Origin of the sequence: Luteimonas sp. MC1895 (genome assembly GCF_016457215.1) — a bacterium.
Taxonomy (GTDB): domain Bacteria; phylum Pseudomonadota; class Gammaproteobacteria; order Xanthomonadales; family Xanthomonadaceae; genus Luteimonas.
Map to the genome: position 1 here is coordinate 119,553 of NZ_JAEMDY010000001.1, position 20,197 is coordinate 139,749.

The 20,197-nt window shown below is 70.6% G+C and carries 14 protein-coding genes; 12 read left to right on the plus strand and 2 right to left on the minus strand.

Annotation, left to right across the window (positions count from 1 at the left end; all coding sequences use genetic code 11):
- Positions 1-69 precede the first annotated feature (69 nt).
- The 12 genes from dnaJ (at position 70) to JG616_RS00555 (ending at position 17,336) form a co-directional block, all read left to right on the plus strand.
- Positions 70-1,203, plus strand: coding sequence for a molecular chaperone DnaJ (gene dnaJ, locus JG616_RS00500; RefSeq protein ID WP_199362020.1), 1,134 nt, complete (start codon positions 70-72; stop codon positions 1,201-1,203).
- Between the two features lie 40 nt (positions 1,204-1,243).
- Entirely contained in the window at positions 1,244-1,954 is a 711-nt protein-coding gene (dapB, locus tag JG616_RS00505; protein WP_199362021.1) for a 4-hydroxy-tetrahydrodipicolinate reductase, read from the plus strand.
- 135 nt (positions 1,955-2,089) lie between these two features.
- Positions 2,090-3,214: a glutamine-hydrolyzing carbamoyl-phosphate synthase small subunit gene (gene carA / locus JG616_RS00510; protein ID WP_199391354.1), complete on the plus strand. Its 1,125-nt coding sequence runs from the start codon at positions 2,090-2,092 to the stop codon at positions 3,212-3,214.
- On the plus strand, positions 3,214-6,459 hold the full coding sequence (carB, locus tag JG616_RS00515; protein ID WP_199362023.1) for a carbamoyl-phosphate synthase large subunit: 3,246 nt from the start codon (positions 3,214-3,216) through the stop codon (positions 6,457-6,459). The genes carA and carB overlap by 1 nt, the downstream gene beginning before the upstream one ends.
- Before the next feature lie 8 nt (positions 6,460-6,467).
- Positions 6,468-6,929 (plus strand): transcription elongation factor GreA, encoded by a 462-nt coding sequence (gene greA, locus JG616_RS00520; RefSeq protein WP_199362258.1) that lies wholly within the window; start codon positions 6,468-6,470, stop codon positions 6,927-6,929.
- 7 nt (positions 6,930-6,936) lie between these two features.
- Positions 6,937-7,881: a phosphoglycerate mutase gene (locus JG616_RS00525; RefSeq protein ID WP_199391355.1), complete on the plus strand. Its 945-nt coding sequence runs from the start codon at positions 6,937-6,939 to the stop codon at positions 7,879-7,881.
- 41 nt (positions 7,882-7,922) lie between these two features.
- Positions 7,923-9,620, plus strand: a complete 1,698-nt coding sequence (gene recJ / locus JG616_RS00530) for a single-stranded-DNA-specific exonuclease RecJ (RefSeq protein ID WP_199391356.1) — start codon at positions 7,923-7,925, stop codon at positions 9,618-9,620.
- 104 nt (positions 9,621-9,724) lie between these two features.
- Entirely contained in the window at positions 9,725-11,056 is a 1,332-nt protein-coding gene (locus JG616_RS00535; protein ID WP_199391357.1) for a hypothetical protein, read from the plus strand.
- 122 nt (positions 11,057-11,178) lie between these two features.
- A protein-coding gene (prfB, locus tag JG616_RS00540) for a peptide chain release factor 2 (protein WP_199391358.1) occupies positions 11,179-12,307 on the plus strand; the annotation gives its coding sequence in 2 pieces (ribosomal slippage) (positions 11,179-11,253 and positions 11,255-12,307; 1,128 coding nt in all).
- 88 nt (positions 12,308-12,395) lie between these two features.
- Positions 12,396-13,919: a lysine--tRNA ligase gene (gene lysS, locus JG616_RS00545; RefSeq protein WP_199391359.1), complete on the plus strand. Its 1,524-nt coding sequence runs from the start codon at positions 12,396-12,398 to the stop codon at positions 13,917-13,919.
- Positions 13,920-14,030: 111 nt separating this feature from the next.
- Positions 14,031-15,182 (plus strand): HD domain-containing phosphohydrolase, encoded by a 1,152-nt coding sequence (locus JG616_RS00550; RefSeq protein ID WP_199391360.1) that lies wholly within the window; start codon positions 14,031-14,033, stop codon positions 15,180-15,182.
- A gap of 3 nt (positions 15,183-15,185) precedes the next feature.
- Complete coding sequence (locus JG616_RS00555) at positions 15,186-17,336, plus strand: ATP-binding protein (protein ID WP_199391361.1); 2,151 nt, start codon at positions 15,186-15,188, stop codon at positions 17,334-17,336.
- A 9-nt stretch (positions 17,337-17,345) separates the two neighbouring features.
- Here JG616_RS00555 and JG616_RS00560 read toward each other — a convergent pair whose 3' ends face one another.
- Positions 17,346-18,263, minus strand: coding sequence for a crotonase/enoyl-CoA hydratase family protein (locus JG616_RS00560; protein ID WP_199362031.1), 918 nt, complete (start codon positions 18,261-18,263; stop codon positions 17,346-17,348).
- A 179-nt stretch (positions 18,264-18,442) separates the two neighbouring features.
- Positions 18,443-20,125: a long-chain fatty acid--CoA ligase gene (locus tag JG616_RS00565; protein ID WP_199391362.1), complete on the minus strand. Its 1,683-nt coding sequence runs from the start codon at positions 20,123-20,125 to the stop codon at positions 18,443-18,445.
- Positions 20,126-20,197 lie beyond the last annotated feature (72 nt).

Consider the following 20,197-nt stretch of genomic DNA (forward strand, 5'->3'; position numbering starts at 1 on the left):
CACCCGGTTCCCGCCGCGTATCCGGACCCCGCACACCGGCGGGTCCACCAGGCAGCACGGACCTGATCGATGAGCAAGCGCGACTATTACGAAGTCCTCGGCGTTGCACGCAGCGCCAGCGAGGAGGAACTGAAGAAGGCCTATCGCCGCTGCGCGATGAAGCACCACCCTGACCGCAACCCCGGCGATGCCAAGGCCGAGGCCGCGTTCAAGGAGTGCAAGGAGGCCTACGAGGTCCTCTCCGACGGCGGCAAGCGCCGCATGTACGACCAGCACGGCCACGCCGCGTTCGAGCACGGCATGGGCGGCGGCAACGCCGGTCCCGGGTTCGGCGGCGCGGACATGGGCGACATCTTCGGCGACATCTTCGGCAACATCTTCGGCGGGGGCGGCGGTCCGCGTGGCCCGCGTCGCGGGGCCGACGTCGGCTACGTGATGGAGCTCGACCTGGAGGACGCCGTCGGTGGGGTCGAGCGCCGCATCGAGCTGCCGACGCTGGTGGAGTGCGAGCCCTGCAAGGGCACCGGCTCCGAGGACGGCCAGCTCGAGACCTGCGACACCTGCCATGGCCACGGCCAGGTGCGGTTCCAGCGCGGCATCTTCTCGATGCAGCAGCCGTGCCCCTCGTGCCACGGGCGCGGCAAGACCTTCAAGAGCCCGTGCCCCTCCTGCCGCGGCAACGGCCGCGTGGAAGAGGAGAAGGTGCTGCAGGTGAAGGTTCCTGCCGGCGTCGACAACGGCGACCGCATCCGCCTGTCCGGCGAGGGCGAGGCCGGCCCGTCCGGCACCCAGCCGGGCGACCTCTACGTCGAAGTCCGCGTGCGCCCGCACCCGATCTTCGAGCGCGACGGCGACGACCTGCATTGCGAAGTGCCGATCCGCATCTCCCAGGCGGCACTGGGCGACACCGTGCGCGTGCCGACCCTCGGCGGCGAAGCCGAGATCCGCATCCCGGCCGAGACCCAGACCGGCCGGGTCTTCCGCCTGCGCGACAAGGGCGTCAAGTCGGTGCGCAGCCGGACGCAGGGCGACCTCTACTGCAAGGTCGTGCTGGAGACCCCGGTCAACCTGACCACGGAGCAGCGCGAACTGCTGGAGCAGTTCGAGGCCACCTTCATCGGCGAGGGCGCGCGCCGCCATTCGCCCAAGTCGAGCACCTTCGTCGACGGGGTGAAGGGCTTCTGGGAACGGATGACGTCCTGAGCGGCTTGTGGCCGCCCGGGCGCGTCGCTAGCCTTGGTGCATGGCCGATTCCGTCAAACTCCTGATCCACGGTGCCAGCGGCCGCATGGGGCGGGCGCTGCTGCGGCTGTGCGCCGATGGCGTCGTCGCCTGCACGGTGGTGGCCGCGGTCTCGCGGCGTCCCGCGCAGCGCGTGGTCGACGGCGTGCCGCAGTTCGCGGCCAGCGAGCTGGCGGGCGTGCCCGCGTTCGATGTCGCCATCGACTTCAGCCTGCCGGAGGGTTTCAGTCCGCTGCTGGCGCTGTGCCGCCAGCGCAGGGCGGGGCTGGTTTCCGGAACGACCGGGCTGTCGGATGCCCAGCGCCAGGCCATGGCCGAGGCCGCCGGCGAGATCCCGCTGCTCTGGGCGGCGAATTTCAGCCTCGGGGTCGCCGTGCTGGAGGAACTGGTCGAGCGCGCCGCGTCGGCGCTCGACGGCTGGGACTGCGACATCGTCGAGACCCACCACGTGAACAAGCAGGACGCGCCCTCCGGCACCGCGCTGGCGCTGGGGGCCGCGGCCGCACGTGGCGGCGCCACGCCGCGCTACGCCAGCCTGCGCGCCGGCGACGTGGTCGGCGAGCACCTGGTCCAGCTCACCGCGGCCGGGGAGCGGATCGAGCTGATCCACCGCGCCACCAACCGCGACGTGTTCGCGCGCGGCGCCCTGCACGCGGCTTCGCGGCTGCGCGGCCGGCAGCCGGGGGCCTGGCGCCTGCGCGACCTGCTCTGACGGGCCCGCAGGCCGCCCTCGCGCTGGCGCAGCGGGACGCTCGCCGGTATCATTCCCGCTCGCCTGATCCTCTTGCCTCCGGGCCGGCCGCTGCCGGGCCGGCGGTGTCTTGCAACCCCACGTAGGCGACCGCCAGTGACATCACCCGCAATCCTCGCGCTCGAAGACGGCACCGTCTTCGCAGGCGTATCCGTAGGCGCGCCCGGCCTTTCGGTCGGCGAAGTCGTGTTCAACACCGCGATGACCGGCTACCAGGAGGTCCTGACCGACCCCTCGTACGCGCGGCAGATCGTGACCCTGACCTATCCCCACATCGGCAACACCGGCTGCACCGGCCAGGACGACGAGTCCGGCCGGGTCTGGTCGGCGGGCCTGGTGGTGCGCGACGTGCCGCGCCGGCCGAGCAGCTGGCGCAGCCGCGCCGCGCTCCCCGAGTGGCTGGCCGATCGCGGCGTGGTCGCGATCGCCGGCATCGACACCCGCCGCCTGACCCGCCTGCTGCGCGAGCGCGGCTCGCAGAACGGCGCGGTGATGGCCGGCGACATCGACGTCGACCGGGCCATCGAGGCCGCGCGCAAGTTCCCCGGCCTCAAGGGCATGGACCTGGCCCAGGTGGTCAGCACCGACAGCCGCTACCAGTGGAACGAGGGCGACCTCGACCTCGACGCCGGCACCTTCCGTACCGTGGCGCCGCGCTTCCGCGTGGTGGCGTGGGACTACGGCGTGAAGCGCAACATCCTGCGCATGCTGGCCGACCGCGGCTGCGACGTCACCGTGGTGCCCGCGCGCACCAGCGCCGCCGAGGTGCTGGCGCTGAAGCCCGACGGGGTGTTCCTGTCCAACGGTCCCGGCGATCCGGAGCCCTGCGACTACGCGATCGAGGCGATCCGCGACGTGCTGGCCGCGAAGGTGCCGACTTTCGGCATCTGCCTGGGCCACCAGCTGCTGGGCCTGGCCGTGGGCGCGCGCACGCTGAAGATGGCCAACGGCCACCACGGCGCCAACCATCCGGTGCAGGACCTGGAGACCGGCCGGGTGATGATCACCTCGCAGAACCATGGCTTTGCGATCGACGAGGCCACGCTGCCCGATACCGTGCGCGTGACCCACCGCTCGCTGTTCGACGGCACCAACCAGGGCATCGCGCTCACCGACGCGCCGGCCTTCAGCTTCCAGGGCCACCCGGAAGCCGCGCCCGGCCCGCAGGACGTGACCCCGCTCTTCGACCGCTTCGTCGCGCTGATGGAGGCGCAGCACTGATGCCCAGGCGCACCGACCTCAAGACCATCCTCATCATCGGCGCCGGCCCGATCGTCATCGGCCAGGCCTGCGAGTTCGACTACTCCGGCGCGCAGGCCTGCAAGGCGCTGCGCGAGGAGGGCTACCGCGTGGTGCTGGTGAATTCCAACCCCGCCACGATCATGACCGACCCGGACACGGCGGACGCGGTCTACATCGAGCCGATCACCTGGCAGATGGTCGAGAAGATCATCGAGAAGGAGCGCCCCGACGCGCTGCTGCCGACCATGGGTGGCCAGACCGCGCTCAACTGCGCGCTGGATCTCGCCGACAACGGCGTGCTCGAGAAGTATGGCGTCGAGCTGATCGGCGCGAAGCGCGAGGCCATCATGATGGCCGAGGACCGCGAGCTGTTCCGCGTGGCGATGGGCGAGATCGGACTGGAGTGCCCCAAGGCCGAAGTGGCGAAGACCTTCGAGCAGGCGGTCGAGATCCAGGCCAAGGTCGGCTATCCCACCATCATCCGCCCGAGCTTCACCCTCGGCGGCAGCGGCGGCGGCATCGCCTACAACCGCGAGGAGTTCGAGGAGATCGCCAAGCGCGGCCTGGAGCTGTCGCCGGTGGGCGAGATCCTGGTCGAGGAGTCGGTGCTGGGCTGGAAGGAGTTCGAGATGGAAGTGGTCCGTGATACCGCGGACAACTGCATCATCGTCTGCTCGATCGAGAACCTCGATGCCATGGGCGTGCACACCGGTGACTCGATCACGGTCGCGCCGGCGCAGACCCTGACCGACCGCGAGTACCAGCGCCTGCGCCAGGCGTCCATCGACGTGCTGCGCAAGATCGGCGTCGACACCGGCGGCTCCAACGTGCAGTTCGGCATCAACGCCGAGACCGGGCGCGTGGTGGTGATCGAGATGAACCCGCGCGTGTCGCGCTCGTCGGCGCTGGCGTCGAAGGCTACCGGCTTCCCGATCGCCAAGGTCGCGGCCAAGCTCGCGATCGGCTACACCCTCGACGAGCTGAAGAACGAGATCACCGGCGGCCGTACCCCGGCCTCGTTCGAGCCCTCGATCGACTACGTCGTCACCAAGATCCCGCGCTTCGCCTTCGAAAAGTTTCCGCAGGCCGATTCGCGCCTGACCACCCAGATGAAGTCGGTGGGCGAGGTGATGGCGATCGGCCGCAGCTTCCAGGAGTCGCTGCAGAAGGCCCTGCGTGGCCTCGAGACCGGCAAGGTCGGTCTCGACCCCACGGGGCTGGACCTCGAGTCCGACGATGGCCTGGCCGCGCTGCGGCGCGAACTGCGCGAACCCAAGCCCGATCGCCTGTTCCACGTCGCCGACGCCTTCCGCGCCGGCATGACCGTGGACGAGGTGTTCGCGCTGTCGTGGATCGATCCCTGGTTCCTCGACCAGATCGAGGACATCGTCGCCGCCGAGCGCGAGGTCGAGGCCGCGGGCGTCGATGCGCTCGACGCCGTGCGCCTGCGCGAACTCAAGCGCATGGGCTTCTCGGATGCGCGCCTGGCGCAGCTGGTCGGGGTCGAGGAGAAGGCCGTGCGCGCGCTGCGCCGCGCCTTCGGCATCCGGCCGGTCTACAAGCGCGTGGATTCCTGCGCCGCGGAGTTCGCGACGACCACCGCCTATCTCTACTCGACCTACGAGGAAGAGTGCGAGGCCGAACCCACCGGCCGCGACAAGATCATGGTGCTTGGCGGCGGTCCCAACCGCATCGGCCAGGGCATCGAGTTCGACTACTGCTGCGTGCACGCGGCGCTCGCCCTGCGCGAGGACGGGTACGAGACCATCATGGTCAACTGCAACCCGGAAACCGTGTCCACCGACTACGACACTTCCGACCGCCTGTACTTCGAGCCGGTGACCCTGGAAGACGTGCTGGAGATCGTCGAGCTCGAGAAGCCCAAGGGCGTGATCGTGCACTACGGCGGCCAGACGCCGCTCAAGCTCGCGCGCGCGCTCGAAGCCAACGGCGTGCCGATCATCGGCACCTCGCCGGATTCGATCGACCTTGCCGAGGACCGCGAGCGCTTCCAGAAGCTGGTCGACGGCCTGGGGCTGAAGCAGCCCCCCAACCGCACCGCGCGCAGCGCGGAGGAAGCCCTGGTGCTGGCGCGCGAGGTCGGCTATCCGCTGGTGGTGCGCCCGAGCTACGTGCTCGGCGGCCGCGCGATGGAAGTGGTGCACGCCGATGCCGACCTCGAGCGCTACATGCGCGAGGCGGTGAAGGTGTCGAACGATTCGCCGGTGCTGCTGGACCGCTTCCTCGACAACGCGATCGAGGTCGACATCGACGTCATCGCCGACGCCGACGGCCAGGTGCTGGTGGGCGGGCTGATGGAGCACATCGAAGAGGCCGGCGTGCATTCGGGCGACTCGTCCTGCTCGCTGCCGCCGTACTCGCTGTCGGACGACACCAAGGCGCGCCTGCGCGAGCAGGTGGCCGCGCTCGCCCGCGAGCTCAAGGTCGTGGGCCTGATGAACACCCAGTTCGCGGTGCAGACCAGCGACGAGGGCGAGGACACGATCTTCCTGCTCGAGGTCAATCCGCGCGCCTCGCGCACCGTGCCCTTCGTGTCCAAGGCCACCGGCGTGCCGCTGGCCAAGATCGCGGCGCGCTGCATGGCGGGCCGCACGCTGGCCGAGCAGGGCGCGGTCGAGGAAGTGGTGCCTGGGTACTACTCGGTGAAGGAGGCGATCTTCCCCTTCGCCAAGTTCCAGGGCGTGGATCCGATCCTGGGCCCGGAAATGCGCTCCACCGGCGAGGTGATGGGCGTGGGGCGCGACTTCGGCGCGGCCTTCGCGCGCGCGCAGGAGGCCGCGGGCATCCGCGCGCCGCAGCCGGGCAAGGCCTTCGTCTCGGTGCGCGATCCGGACAAGAAGCGCGTGCTGCCGGTGGCGCGCGCGCTGGTGGGACACGGCTTCACGCTGGTCGCGACCTCGGGCACGGCCAGCTGGCTGCGCGCCAACGGCTTCGACTGCGAGCAGGTCAACAAGGTCGCCGAAGGCCGGCCGCACATCGTCGACCTGATCAAGAACGGCGAGATCGCCTACATCGTCAACACCACCGAAGGGCGCCAGGCGATCGCGGACTCGTTCTCGATCCGCCGCGAGGCGCTGCAGCAGCGGGTGACCTATTCGACCACCATTGCCGGTGCGAAGGCCCTGCTGCATTCTCTGGATTATCGCGGCAGCGGCCCGGTGTGGGCGCTGCACGAACTGCATGAGGAGTTGAAGCGGACATGAGACCACCGATCACGGCACAGGGGGCGCAGCGGCTGCGCGCGGAGCTGGACGAGCTGAAGAGCGTCCAGCGACCTGCCGTCATCAACGCGATCGCCGAGGCGCGTGCGCACGGCGACCTGAAGGAGAACGCCGAGTACCACGCGGCGCGCGAGCAGCAGGGCTTCATCGAGGGCCGCATCAAGCAGCTCGAAAGCGAGCTGTCGCATGCCCAGGTGATCGACGTGACCTCGCTCAACGTCGGCGACAAGGTCGTGTTCGGCGCCAGGGTGCTGCTGGCCGACGAAGAGACCGGCAACGAGACCCGCTACCAGATCGTCGGTGACCTCGAGGCCGACATCAAGCTGGGCCTGATCGCGATCTCGTCGCCGGTGGCGCGCGCGCTCATCGGCAAGCATGCCGGCGACGTCGTCACCATCGAGGCCCCGGGCGGCAGCAGCGAGGTCGAGATCGTCGAGGTCAGCTACGGCTGATCCGGCGATGCCGGACCTCGATTCCAGCGTGATCCTGCTGCTCCCGGCCGCCGCGCGGCTGGGGCGCCAGCGCCTGTCCGCGACCAGCGCCAGGCGCCTGGGCCGTGGCGGCGACCTGCCCGCCGGCGAGGCCGGCAGGCGGGCGCAGCTGCTGCGGCATTTCCCGCTGCGTGGCGAAGGCTGGCCGATCGCGGCGCTGTCGCGCCAGGCCGAGGCGGGCGATGCCGAAGGCGCGTCGTGGCTGCGCGCGGACCCGGTGTGGCTGCGCCCGGACATCAACGGCGTGCGCCTGCTCGCGCACGGCGATGCGCTGGGGCTGACCCGCGCCGATTGCGACGCGCTGCTGCCGGCGCTGCGTCCGCTGTTCGGCGATGCGGGATTCATCCTCGACGCGCCGGACCCGGCGCGCTGGTACCTCCGGCTGCCGGCCGAAGCACGCCTGCCGGTGTTCTCCGATCCCGGCGACGCACTGGGCGAGGACATCTTCGAGCACCTCGACATCAGTCCCGAGGCGCGGCGCTGGCGAACGCTGGCCAGCGAGGCGCAGGTGACGCTGCACAACCACCCGCTCAATGCGCGGCGCGCGGCACGCGGCCAGTCGCCGGTGAACGCGCTGTGGTTCTGGGGCGGCGGGCGCCTCCCCGCGGCGACCGTCGCCCATGGCCTCACCGGCTACAGCAGCGACGACACCGCGCGCGCCCTGGCGGCCGCCGGTGGACGCGCGGCCGGCCTCCCGGAGCGGTTCGAGGCTGCGCCGGGCGTCTACGACCTGGAAGGCACGCGCGACCTGGCGTGGATCGAGCGCGAGTGGCTGGTCCCGGCACTGGAGGCGCTGCGCGCCGGGCGGATCGCGACGCTGGGCCTGGACGATGGCGATGGCTGGCGCTGGGAGCTGCGGCGTCGGCAGGCGCTGCGTGTCTGGCGCCGCCCGCTCGCGTGGCCGGCGACGTGACGCCGCTGCGCAGGATCCGGCGCCGGACGTGGGCGGAGGCGATGCCGGCCGCCGCGTGGCCGGCCGATATCCCGCCGCTGCTGCGGCGCATCTATGCCGCGCGTGGCGCCAACCATGCCGACGCCGCGCGCCCGCGGCTGGCCGGGCTTCTGCCGCCAGACGGCATGCTCGACCTCGACCGCGCCACGGGCCTGCTGGCCGACGCGCTCGCGCACGGCCGGCGCATCCTGGTGGTCGGCGATTTCGACGCCGACGGCGCCACCGCCTGCGCGCTCGCGGTGCGCGGCCTGCGCATGCTCGGGGCGGGCGACGTGATGCACGCGGTGCCCAACCGCATGGTGCACGGCTATGGGCTGTCGCCTGCACTGGTCGCCGAACTGGCGCCGCTGCGGCCCGACCTGCTGGTCACGGTGGACCACGGCATCGCCTGCCATGCCGGCATCGACGCGGCCAAGGCGCTGGGGTGGCAGGTGCTGGTCACAGACCACCACCTGCCCGGCGAGCGCCTTCCGGCGGCGGATGCCATCGTCAACCCGAACCGGGTGGGCGACGGCTTCGCCGGCAAATCGCTGGCAGGCGTCGGCGTCATGTTCTACGTGCTGCTCGCGCTGCGCGCGCGCCTGCGCGCCGAGGGCCGGCTGGAGGGGAAGGGTCCCGACCTCGGCCAGCTGCTCGACCTGGTGGCCGTGGGCACGGTCGCCGACCTCGCGCCGCTGGACGCGAACAACCGCGCCCTGGTGGCGGCCGGCCTGCGTCGCCTGCGCGCGCGGCAGGGCTGCGCCGGCCTCATGGCCCTGGTCGAGGTCGCGGGCCGCCGCGCCGAATCACTGGTCGCCGCGGACATCGGCTTCGCCATCGGCCCGCGGCTCAACGCTGCCGGGCGGCTTGAGGACATGGCGCTCGGCATCGAATGCCTGCTGTGCGACGACCCGGCGCGCGCGCGCGAACTGGCGCAGCGGCTCGACGCGATCAACCGTGAGCGCCGGGACGTGCAGCAATCGATGCTGGACGAGGCCGAGCAGGCACTCTCGGCGCAGATGCTGGAGGCCTTCGGCCGGGGCGGCGAGGGCATGGCGTCGATCTGCGCCTTCGACGCCGGCTGGCACCCGGGCGTGGTTGGCCTGGTCGCATCGAAGCTCAAGGAGCGGCTGCACCGCCCGGTGGTGGCCTTTGCGCCGTCGGAGCCGGGCAGCGCCAGCCTGCGCGGCTCGGCGCGTTCGATCCCGGGATTCCACGTGCGCGACGCGCTGGCTGCGATCGACGCGCGCCACCCGGGGCTGATCGAGCGCTTCGGCGGCCATGCGATGGCCGCGGGACTGTCGCTGGATGCGTCGCGGCTGGAGGCGTTCGAGGCCGCGTTCCACGCCCATGCCGGCAGCGTGCTCGACGCGGCCACGCTGCAGGCGACCCTCGACAGCGATGGCGCGCTGGCTCCGCACGAGTTCGATCGCGTGCACGCCGAGGCATTGCGCGATGGCGGCCCATGGGGCCAGGGTTTCCCGGAGCCGCTGTTCGACGGCGAGTTCGACGTTGCCGGCTGGCGCGTGGTCGGCGAGCGGCACCTGCGGCTCGACCTGCGCGCCGACGGGGTCCAGGCCCGGCTCGCGGCGATCCACTTTGGCGCATGGCGCGGTGATCCGCCGCCGGGACGCGCCAGGCTGGCCTACCGGCTGGTGCCCGACGACTACCGCGGCGGCGATGCGATCCAGCTGGTGGTCGAGCACCTCGAAGCTTGCTGAGCCGGCGCCCCCATTCAGGGGGCTATCGCATGCCCGGCGTCGCGCCTGATAATCGCGCACCGCCTGCGCGTCCGCGTCGGCACTTCGACCAGAAGGATCGACGCATGCCTGTCCGCAACACCGCGCTCGCGATGGCGGTCCTCGCCGCCAGTGCCACCGCCTCGGCCGCGACGCCGACACCGACGCCGCTGGCGCTCGACCAGCCGGTGCGCGGCGAGATCACCAGCGCCGACACGATCAACTGGCGCGATGGCAGCCGCAGCGAGCTGTACGCCATGCGCCTGGACGAAGGGCAGGGCGTCCGCTTCGAGGTCGGGGGACCGCTCCAGGCCCAGCTGACGCTGTTCCGCGACGGCGACCTCGTCCAGGCCTCGGGTGACGCGCGCGACGCAGCCAGCCTGGCCATCCGCGCACCACGCGCCGGCCGCTACGTGCTCGCCGTGAGCGGGCGCGATGCCTCCGCGTACGGCCCCTTCACCCTCACCGCGACCGCGATGCAGGTCTACGGCGGCGATGCGCTGGAGGTCGGGTCGACCATCACCGACTGGGCGCAGGGTCCGCGCACGATCCCGCTGCGCATCGCCGAAGATGGCGTGTACCGCATCCGCATGGCCTCGGATGACTTCGATACCGTGCTGTCGCTGGAGGGCAACGGGATCTCGCTGCGCAGCGACGATGCCGAAGGCAGCAACTCGATGCTGACCATGCCGCTCGCGGCGGGTTCCTACACCCTGCTGGCGTCGGGATTCCAGGACACCATGGGCGGCCAGTACGAGCTGTCGGTGGCCGCGCATGCGCTGCCGGCCGGCGTCGAACCGGCCGCCGACGGCGAGCTGGTCCCGGGCCGCGACATCAGCGCGCTCTACCAGGGACAGCCGGTGCGCTACAGCCTGCGTGTCGACGGCCGCCGGCTGCTGCGGCTCGACCTGCGCAGCAGCGAGATCGACCCGGCTCTCCGGCTCGAGGGCAATGGCGTCTCCCTCGAGGACGACGACTCGGGCGAGATGCTCGATGCGCGCATCACCACCGTGCTGCAGCCGGGCGACTACACCGTGCATGCGTCGGCCTTCGATTCCGGCGCGGGGGTGTACACCCTGTCGGCGGCGCTGTCGGAGGTGCCGGCCGACGCCGGCGGCGGTCCGCTCCAGGTCGGCCAGGCGCGGACGGCGCGCCTGATGTCGGGCGCGACGGACCGCTACAGCTTCAGCATCCAGCGCGCCGGCAGCCATCTGGTCGAAATGTCCTCGGAAGACGGCGTCGACAGCCTGTTGCGCCTGTTCCGCGACGGCGAGGAAGTCGCGATGGACGACGACAGCGGCGGCGGTCTCGACGCGCGCATCGAGCAGGCGCTGCAGCCGGGCGACTACACGCTCGAGGCGTCCTCCGCCGTCGGCGGCGAGGGTGGCCGCTACCGCATCGGCGTGCGCCGGCGCTGAGCGGCGCGAACGCCGCGGAACGTGCCGGGTCGCGATCGCGGCGCGCCGCGCCGCGGCTCGACGCCCGGCCCCGCGGCGGAAATTGCTAGAATCCGCCTCTTTCCAAGCGGATCGACCGGCAGATGATGGAGCTCAATCCCGTCCGCCAGCGCATCGCCGACCTCAAGGGTCGGCTGGATGCGCTGAGGGGGTTTCTTTGACTACGACACCAGGCGCGAGCGGCTCGAGGAAGTAGAGCGTGAGCTCGAGAATCCGGCCATCTGGAACGATCCGGAGCGGGCGCAGGCGCTGGGGCGCGAGCGCTCGATGCTCGACAAGACCGTCAATGGCATCCGCGACCTGACCGACGGGCTGGTCGGGGCCGCCGAGCTGCTGGAGCTGGCCGAGGCCGAGGACGACGCCGAGACCGCCGACGCGGTCGAATCCGACGTCGAACGGCTCGCCAGCCAGGTCGAGAAGCTCGAGTTCCAGCGCATGTTCTCCGGCAAGATGGATTCGTCCAACGCCTTCCTCGACATCCAGGCCGGTGCCGGCGGCACCGAAGCCCAGGACTGGGCGGAGATCCTGCTGCGCATGTACCTGCGCTGGGCGGAGAACCGCGGCTGGAAGGCCGAGATCATGGAGGCCAGCGGCGGCGACGTCGCCGGCATCAAGTCGGCGACCGTGCGCATCGAGGGCGAGTACGCCTACGGCTGGCTGAAGACCGAGATCGGCGTCCATCGCCTGGTGCGCAAGTCGCCGTTCGACTCCGACAACCGCCGGCATACCAGCTTCACCTCGGTGTTCGTGTCGCCGGAAGTCGACGACGACATCGACATCCAGATCAACCCGGCCGATCTGCGCACCGACGTGTACCGGTCTTCCGGCGCCGGCGGCCAGCACGTCAACAAGACCGAATCCGCGGTGCGCATCACGCATATCCCGACCAATACCGTGGTCGCCTGCCAGAACGGGCGCAGCCAGCACCAGAACCGCGACACCGCGATGAAGATGCTGGCCGCGAAGCTCTACGAACTTGAAGTGCAGAAGCGCAACGTCGAGAAGGACGCGCTGGAAGCCACCAAGTCCGACATCGGCTGGGGCAGCCAGATCCGCAACTACGTGCTCGACCAGAGCCGCATCAAGGACCTGCGCACCGGCATCGAGCGCTCGGACACGCAGAACGTGCTGGACGGTGACCTGGATGAATTCATCGAGGCGAGCCTGAAGTCGGGGCTCGAAGCCGGTTCGAAACGGCTTGATGCGGTTTGATTTCGCGCTGGCCGGAGGTCGCAGCTACAGCCGCGATGCCGGCCACCATCCCGTTCGCCCCCACGCCCACGCATACCCAGAGACCGACATGACCACCCCCGCCCAGCCCCAGCCTCCCGCCGACGAAAACAGCCTCATCGCCGAGCGCCGCGGCAAACTGGCTGCGCTGCGCGGGCAGGGCGTGGCGTTCCCGAACGACTTCCGCCGCACCGACCACGCCGGCGACCTGCAGGCGGAGTACGCCGACGCCGAGGCCTGGACCGCCGAGGCCCTCGAGGCCACCGGCCACAGGGTCGCGGTGGCCGGACGCATGCTCGCCAAGCGGGTCATGGGCAAGGCGGCCTTCGCGCAGATCCAGGACGTCAGCGGGCGGATCCAGCTCTTCCTGCAGTCGAACGCGCTGGGCGAGGCCTACGACGCCTTCAAGGGCTGGGACGTGGGCGACATCGTCGCCGCCGAGGGCGTGCTCACGCGCACCCGCACCGGCGAGCTGTCGGTCCGGGTCGACGCACTGCGCCTGCTGACCAAGTCGCTGCGCCCGCTGCCGGACAAGTGGCATGGCCTGGCCGACGTCGAGCAGCGCTACCGCCAGCGCTACGTCGACCTGATCGTGAACCCCGAGGCCCGCGACGTGTTCGTGGTGCGCTCGAAGGTGGTCGCCGCGATGCGCCGCTGGCTGGACGCACGCCGCTTCCTGGAAGTGGAGACGCCGATGATGCATTACATCGCCGGCGGCGCCACCGCGCGTCCGTTCACCACGCACCACAACGCGCTCGACCTCGAGCTCTACCTGCGCGTGGCGCCCGAGCTCTACCTCAAGCGCCTGGTCGTCGGCGGCTTCGAACGCGTGTACGAGATCAACCGCAACTTCCGCAACGAGGGCGTCAGCACCCGGCACAACCCGGAGTTCACGATGCTCGAGCTGTACGAGGCCTACGCCACGTACACCGGGATCATGGACCTGACCGAGCAGATGATCCGCGACATCGCCGTCGAGGCGACCGGCGCCACGCGCTTCGCATGGGACGGTCACGACATCGACCTGGCGCCGGCGTTCCGCCGCTGGAAGATGGACGACGCGGTGCGCGAACTCAATCCGGGCATCAGCGCCGCCGACTGCCGCGACCGCGACGCGCTGGCCGCGCACTGCCAGCGGCTGGGCATCCGGGTCAATCCCGCCTGGGGCTGGGGCAAGCTGCTGCTGGAACTGTTCGAGGCCACGGTCGAGGACGGCCTGGTGCAGCCGACCTTCATCACCCACTATCCGGTGGAGGTCTCGCCGCTGGCGCGCGAGTCGGATGGCGAGCCGGGCATCACCGACCGCTTCGAGCTCTTCATCGGCGGCAAGGAGCTGGCCAACGGCTTTTCCGAGCTCAACGATCCCGAGGACCAGGCCGCGCGCTTCCGCGCCCAGGTCGACGCGAAGGCTGGCGGCGACGACGAGGCGATGCACTACGACGCCGACTACATCCGTGCGCTGGAAGTGGGCATGCCGCCAACCGGCGGGCTGGGCGTCGGCATCGACCGCCTGGTCATGCTGCTGACCGGTTCGTCCTCGATCCGCGACGTGCTGCTGTTTCCCTACATGCGGCCTCAGGCGACGTCCGAGTGACGCCCGCAGGCCGGAACTGCCCGGTCGGGGCCGGTTCTGACGTATCCTCGGTCGCCAGGGCCCTGGATCCGGAGCCGGGGATGCGCGCGCGGGCCGAGGGAAGCTGAACCGGTGAATATCGTCATCGTCGACGACCAGACCTCGGCACGTACGATGCTGCGGCACATCCTCGAGGACATCAGTCCCGAGCTGGACGTACTCGATTTCAGCGATCCGCAGGAAGCCCTGCGCTGGTGCGAGGACAACCGTCCCGACCTGCTGCTGCTCGACTACCGCATGCCGGTGATGGACGGGCTGGAGTTCGCGCGCCGCTTCCGGCGTCCACTGCGCCACCGCGACGTGCCGATCGTGCTGGTGACCGTGGTCGGCGACGAGCCGATCCGCCAGGCCGCGCTGGACGCGGGGGTCATCGACTTCCTGGTCAAGCCGGTGCGTCCGCGCGAGCTGCGCGCGCGCTGCCGCAACCTGTTGCAGCTCAGGCAGCAGGCGGAATCGGTCAAGCAGCGTGCGCTGTCGCTGGAGCAGCGCCTGCTGTCGAGCATGCACGAGGTCGAGGAGCGCGAGCGCGAGACCCTGACCCGGCTGGCGCGGGCGATCGCCTACCGCGACGCGGGCACCAGTGCCAACCTCGCACGCCTGGCCGCGGTGGCTGGCATCATCGCCGAGGGCCTGGGCCTGGCCGAGGACGATGTCCGCACCATCGAGCTGGCGGCGCCGCTGCACGACATCGGCAAGATCGCCATTCCCGACGCGGTGCTGCTCAAGCCCGGACCGCTGGATGCGGACGAGCTCGAAGTCATGCGCAGGCACCCGGAGATCGGCCACGAGCTGCTGAAGGGCAGCCAGAACCGCTTCGTGCAGATGGGCGCGACGATCGCGCTGCGCCACCAGGAGCGCTACGACGGCAGCGGCTACCCCGGCGGGCTGCGCGGTGACGAGATCCCGCTCGAGGCGCGCGTGGTTGCGGTGGCCGACGTGTTCGATGCGCTGCTGTCCGCCCGGCCGTACAAGCGGGCGTGGAGCATGGACGAGACCATCGACTACATCCGCGACGAAAGCGGACGCCTGTTCGATCCACGCTGCGTCGACGCGCTGGTGGCCAATCGCGGCCGGGTGGAGGAGCTCTGCGCCCGCTACGCGGCCGAGGCCGCTGAAGCCGCCGAGGCCGCCGAGGCCGCCGAAGCGGCTGGCAAGGCCGGTACGGCCGGGGCTGCCGTGAACGCCGGCGCCGGCGACGCGGACAGCGGGCCGGCGGGGACCTAGGCCATGCCGCCGGTCCTGCAGTGGATCAGGGGCCGGCTGGCCAACAGGCCCGACTCCGAGCACGGCCAGGCGCTGGTGCGCATGGCGATGCTGGTGCTGGTCGTGGCCTACCTGCAGGTGGTGGTCAGCGGCTACCCGCACGTGGCCCGCGAGCTGCGGATGTCGCAGCTGCTGCTCGCCGTCGAGTTCGGCATCGGCCTGGCGATCCTGGGCTGGCTGCTGGCGCGCCCGGGCGTGTCCTACCCGCGCCGCGTGCTCGGGATGCTCGCCGACTACAGCCTGATGGGTGTCGGCCTGTACCTCTTGGGCGACCTGCTGGCGTGGATGTACGTGGTGATCATGTGGGTCACGGTCGGCAACGGCCTGCGTTACGGGCCGCGCTGGCTGTACCTGGCGATCGGCTTCGCGACGGTGTCCTTCGGCGCGGCGCTGGCGGTCACGCCGTACTGGCAGCAGAACCTGTGGCTGGGCACCGGGCTGTTGATCGGCCTGGCGGCGGTGCCGCTGTACCTCAGTTCGCTGCTGCGGCAACTCGTTCAGGCCAAGGAGGCCGCCCAGGCGGCCAACCGTGCCAAGAGCCGCTTCCTGGCCAATATCAGCCACGAGCTGCGCACGCCGCTCAACGGCATCCTCGGCATGTCCGAACTGCTGGCGGCGACGCCGCTCAGCACCGAGCAGCGCGACAGCGCCGAGGTGATCCGCACGTCGGCGCGCGCGCTGCAGATGCTGGTGGACGAGGTGCTCGATCTGTCCAGCCTCGAGGCGGGCAAGTTCCGCCGCAACGACGCCGACTTTTCGCTGGCCGAACTGGTGCGCGGCATCGGCCTGATGCTGCAGCCGGGTGCCCATGCCAAGGGGCTGGCCTTCCATACGCGGCTGGGCGAGGGCGTTCCGGCGCATCTGCACGGCGACGGCAACCACCTGCGCCACGTGCTGGTGAACCTGGTTTCCAACGCCATCAAGTTCACCGATGCCGGGCAGGTGTCGCTGGAGGTCGAACGGCTGCCGCGCACCGATGCCCATGCCTGGCTCCGCTTTTCCGTGCGCGACAGCGGCATCGGCATCCCGGCGTCGGCCCAGGCGCGGATCTTCGAGGCGTTCGAACAGGCCGATGGGGGCCTGGAGCGCCGGCATGGAGGATCCGGGCTGGGCACGACGATCGCCAAGGCCCTGGTGGAGCAGCTCGGCGGCAGCATCGGCCTGGAGAGCCATCCCGGCACCGGCTCGCATTTCTGGGTGGACCTGCCGTTCGCGGCCGCCAAACCGGCGGCGGAAGGCGAGGGCGGCAACGTCATCGCCTTCAGCGATCCCTTCGTCCGCCATCGCGCACGCGTGCGTCCGATGCGGGTGCTCGTGGCCGACGACCAGGCCGCCAACCTGATGGTCATGCGCCGGCTGCTGGAGAAGGCGGGCCATCGGCCGCAGGTGGTGGACGACGGCGACGAGGTGCTGTCCGTGCTCGAGGCCCAGGCCTTTGATGTCGTCATCATCGACCTGCACATGCCCGGCGCCAGCGGACTCGAGGTGCTCAAGCAGGCGCGCTTCATGGAGGCCGGCCGCAAGCGCACGCCGTTCATCGTGCTGACCGCCGATGCCACGCCGGAGGCGCGCGCGGAATGCGAGCGCGCGGGGGCGTATGCCTTCATGACCAAGCCGGTGGTGGTCGACCGCCTGCTGGAGCGCCTGGCCGCGCTCGCCGATGGCGAAGCCCCGGCGTCGCACCGTGACGCCGCCGCGCATTCGGCATCCGGCACCGGCGAAGAGCCGGGCGACGCCAGCGTCATTTCGCAGCACATCCTCGACGAACTGCGCGAGATGGGCCTGGGCGACGCGTTCGTGCAGAGATTCCTCGGCGAGTGCGCGCGCGATGCACGCAAGTCGCTGGCCGACCTGGAGACGGCGGGAGGACTGGCCCAGTGGGAGGGCTTCCGCGACGCCTGCCATGCGCTGAAGGGCGCGGCCGGCAACATGGGCGCGGTGCGGCTGTCGGAGACGGCGTCGGAAGGCATGCGCATGCCCACCGACGGCCTGGTGCGCGAGTGGCCCGGCATGGTCCGCCTGTTGCGGCAGCAGCTCGAGCAGGCGCTGGCCGCGCTGCGCGCGCGCGGCGACCTGGCCCGGGGCGATGCCGCCGCCGGGCCCGACAGCGCCTGAAGTCCCGCGCTAGCGGCGCGCGGTCGCCGGAGCGGACAGTGCGACGGGACGCTGCAGCTGAGCGCGGACGAGGCGTTCCATCATCCTGAGCTGGCGGTCACCCAGCTGCAGCGCGGTGTCGACCCAGATCCGGGTGGTGTCCATCAGTTCGGCGTGGGGGATCGGGTCGATCGACTCGCGCACGCGGTGGAGCGCGAGGCGGGCGGCGGCCATGCGCCCGTTCTGGCGGATCAGCTCGTTGACCGCGCGCACGCCCTCGCCGGGCTCCGCGAGCACGTCGACGATGCCCATGTCGTGCAGCGCCTCGCTGCTGTACATCACCCCGTCGAGCATCATCGCCTCGGCGCGCCGGGCGCCGATCCGGCGCGACAGCAGCGAGTAGGCGCCCATGCCCGGGAACAGGCCGAACAGCACTTCCGGGAAGCCCATCTGCACGCCGCGTTCGGCGACGATGGTCTGGCAGGCGAGGGCGAGTTCGAAGCCGCCGCCGAGTGCGTCGCCCTGGACCAGCGCCACCGTGTGGGCGTCCGGGTGCAGGCGGGTGTGCAGCAGGTGGATGCTGTCCACGCATTCGGTCGCGTAGCGCAGCAGGCCGTCGCGGTCGCGCTGGCGGATCAGGCCGGCGAACAGGTCGAGGTCGCCGCCGAGGTTGAAGACGTGGGCGTCGGAGCCGATGACGATGTGCGACAGGGCCGGGGCGGGGCCGTCGGCGGCGGCGGAGGCCGCCTGGCAGCCTTCGATCGCCTCGCGGGCGAACAGCCGGAGCTCACGCAGGAGCCGCGGGGAGAAGCAGGGCCGGTAGGCGGCGTCGCTGAAGGCCTGGCTGGCGTGCATGTGGCACCAGTGCGAGGCATTGGACGGATCGTGGGTGATGCGGAGCGTAGCCAGGTCCGTGGCCGTGCTGCGGTGGAGAAATTCGACGTTCATGTGGAGGTCCCCTGACAAGCAGGACGCCTCCGGCCGGGCCCGCCGGCGGAGTCCTGGAAAGATGATGAATGCCCGTTGCGGGGCATCTATGCGCCCATTTGGTCGCTTGGGCAAGCCGGGATGCCGGGTTGGGGCAGGGGCCCGGCCTTGTCAGGGCAGGAGGTGTGAACGCGGTCACATTACGGCGTAACCGTTTCGTCCCGCAGCTCCCGGCGCAGGATCTTGCCCACATTTGTCTTGGGCAGCTCGTCACGGAACTCGATGTAGCGCGGCTGCTTGTAGCCGGTGAGCTCGGTCCTGGCGTGGGCCTTGACCTGCTCGGCGGTCAGCGACGGGTCCTTCTTGACGATCACCAGCTTGACCGCCTCGCCGGACTTCTCGTCGGGCACCCCGACCGCGGCGACCTCGAGCACCCCGGGCATCATCGCGATCACGTCCTCGATCTCGTTGGGGTACACGTTGAAGCCCGAGACCAGGATCATGTCCTTCTTGCGGTCGACGATGTAGAAGAAGCCGCCCTCGTCCATCCGCGCCATGTCGCCGGTGTGCAGCCAGCCGTCGGCATCGATCGCCGCGGCGGTGTCCTCGGGGCGGTTCCAGTAGCCGCGCATGACCTGCGGGCCCTTGATGCACAGCTCGCCGACCTCGCCGACCGGCAGCATACGGCCCTCCTCGTCCTTGAGGCAGGCGTCGGTGGACGGGATCGGCAGGCCGATCGCGCCGTTGTATTCGGCCAGGTCCATCGGGTTGATGCAGGCCGCGGGCGAAGTCTCGGTCAGTCCGTAGGCCTCGACCAGGGTCACGCCGGTCGCCTTCTTCCAGCGCTCGGCCACCGAACGCTGCACGGCCATGCCGCCTCCCAGCGTGAGGCGCAGCTGCGAGAAATCGACGTCCTCGAAGCCGGGCGTGTTGAGCAGTCCGTTGAACAGCGTGTTGACGCCGGTGATGGCGGTGAAGGGCTCGCGCTTGAGCTCCTTGACGAAGCCCGGCATGTCGCGCGGGTTGGTGATCAGGATGTTCTTGGCGCCGAACTTGGTGAACACCAGTCCGTTCGCCGTCAACGCGAAGATGTGGTACAGCGGCAGCGCGGTGACGATCACCTCCTGCCCGGGCTTGGCCTGCTGGCCGACCCACGCGGAGGCCTGCTGCATGTTCGCCACCAGGTTGCGGTGGGTCAGCATGGCGCCCTTGGCCACGCCGGTGGTGCCGCCGGTGTACTGCAGGAACGCGATGTCCTCGCGGTCGATGTCCACTTCGCCCGGCGTGCGCCGGGCGCCGGCCTTGAGCGCGTCGCGGAAGCGGATCGTGCCGGCGATCGTGTAGTCCGGCACCATTTTCTTCACGTGCTTGACGACGAGGTTGACGATCGCGCCCTTGGGGAAGCCCAGCAGGTCGCCCAGCGCGGTGGTGATGACCTTTTCGACCTTGCTCTCGGCCAGCACCTTCTGCACCACGTGGCCGAAGTTATCGAGCACCAGGATCGCGCGCGCGCCGGAGTCGACCAGCTGGTGGCGCAGCTCGCGCGCGGTGTACATCGGATTGGTGTTGACCACCGCCAGGCCCGCGCGCAGCGCGCCGAAGGTGGCGATCGGATACTGCAGGCAGTTGGGCATCATGATCGCGATGCGGTCGCCCTTCTTGAGCTTCAGTTCCTCGAGGAGGTAGGCGGCGAACTGCCGGCTCAGCGTGTCCAGCTCACCATAGGTGATGGACACGCCCATGTTGGAGAACGCGGGCTGGTCGCGGTACTTGTCGATCGCTTCCTGCAGCAGCGCGGGAATCGAGGGGTACTCGTCGGCGTCGATCTGCGCGGGAATCCCCTGCGGATAGTTCGCCAGCCACGGCCGTTCAATGCTGCTCATTCACTTCCCCCTCGGGCGGTAGGCGCCAGGTTCCGTGCCCCGGCGTATCGACTCGATTGGATCACACGCCTC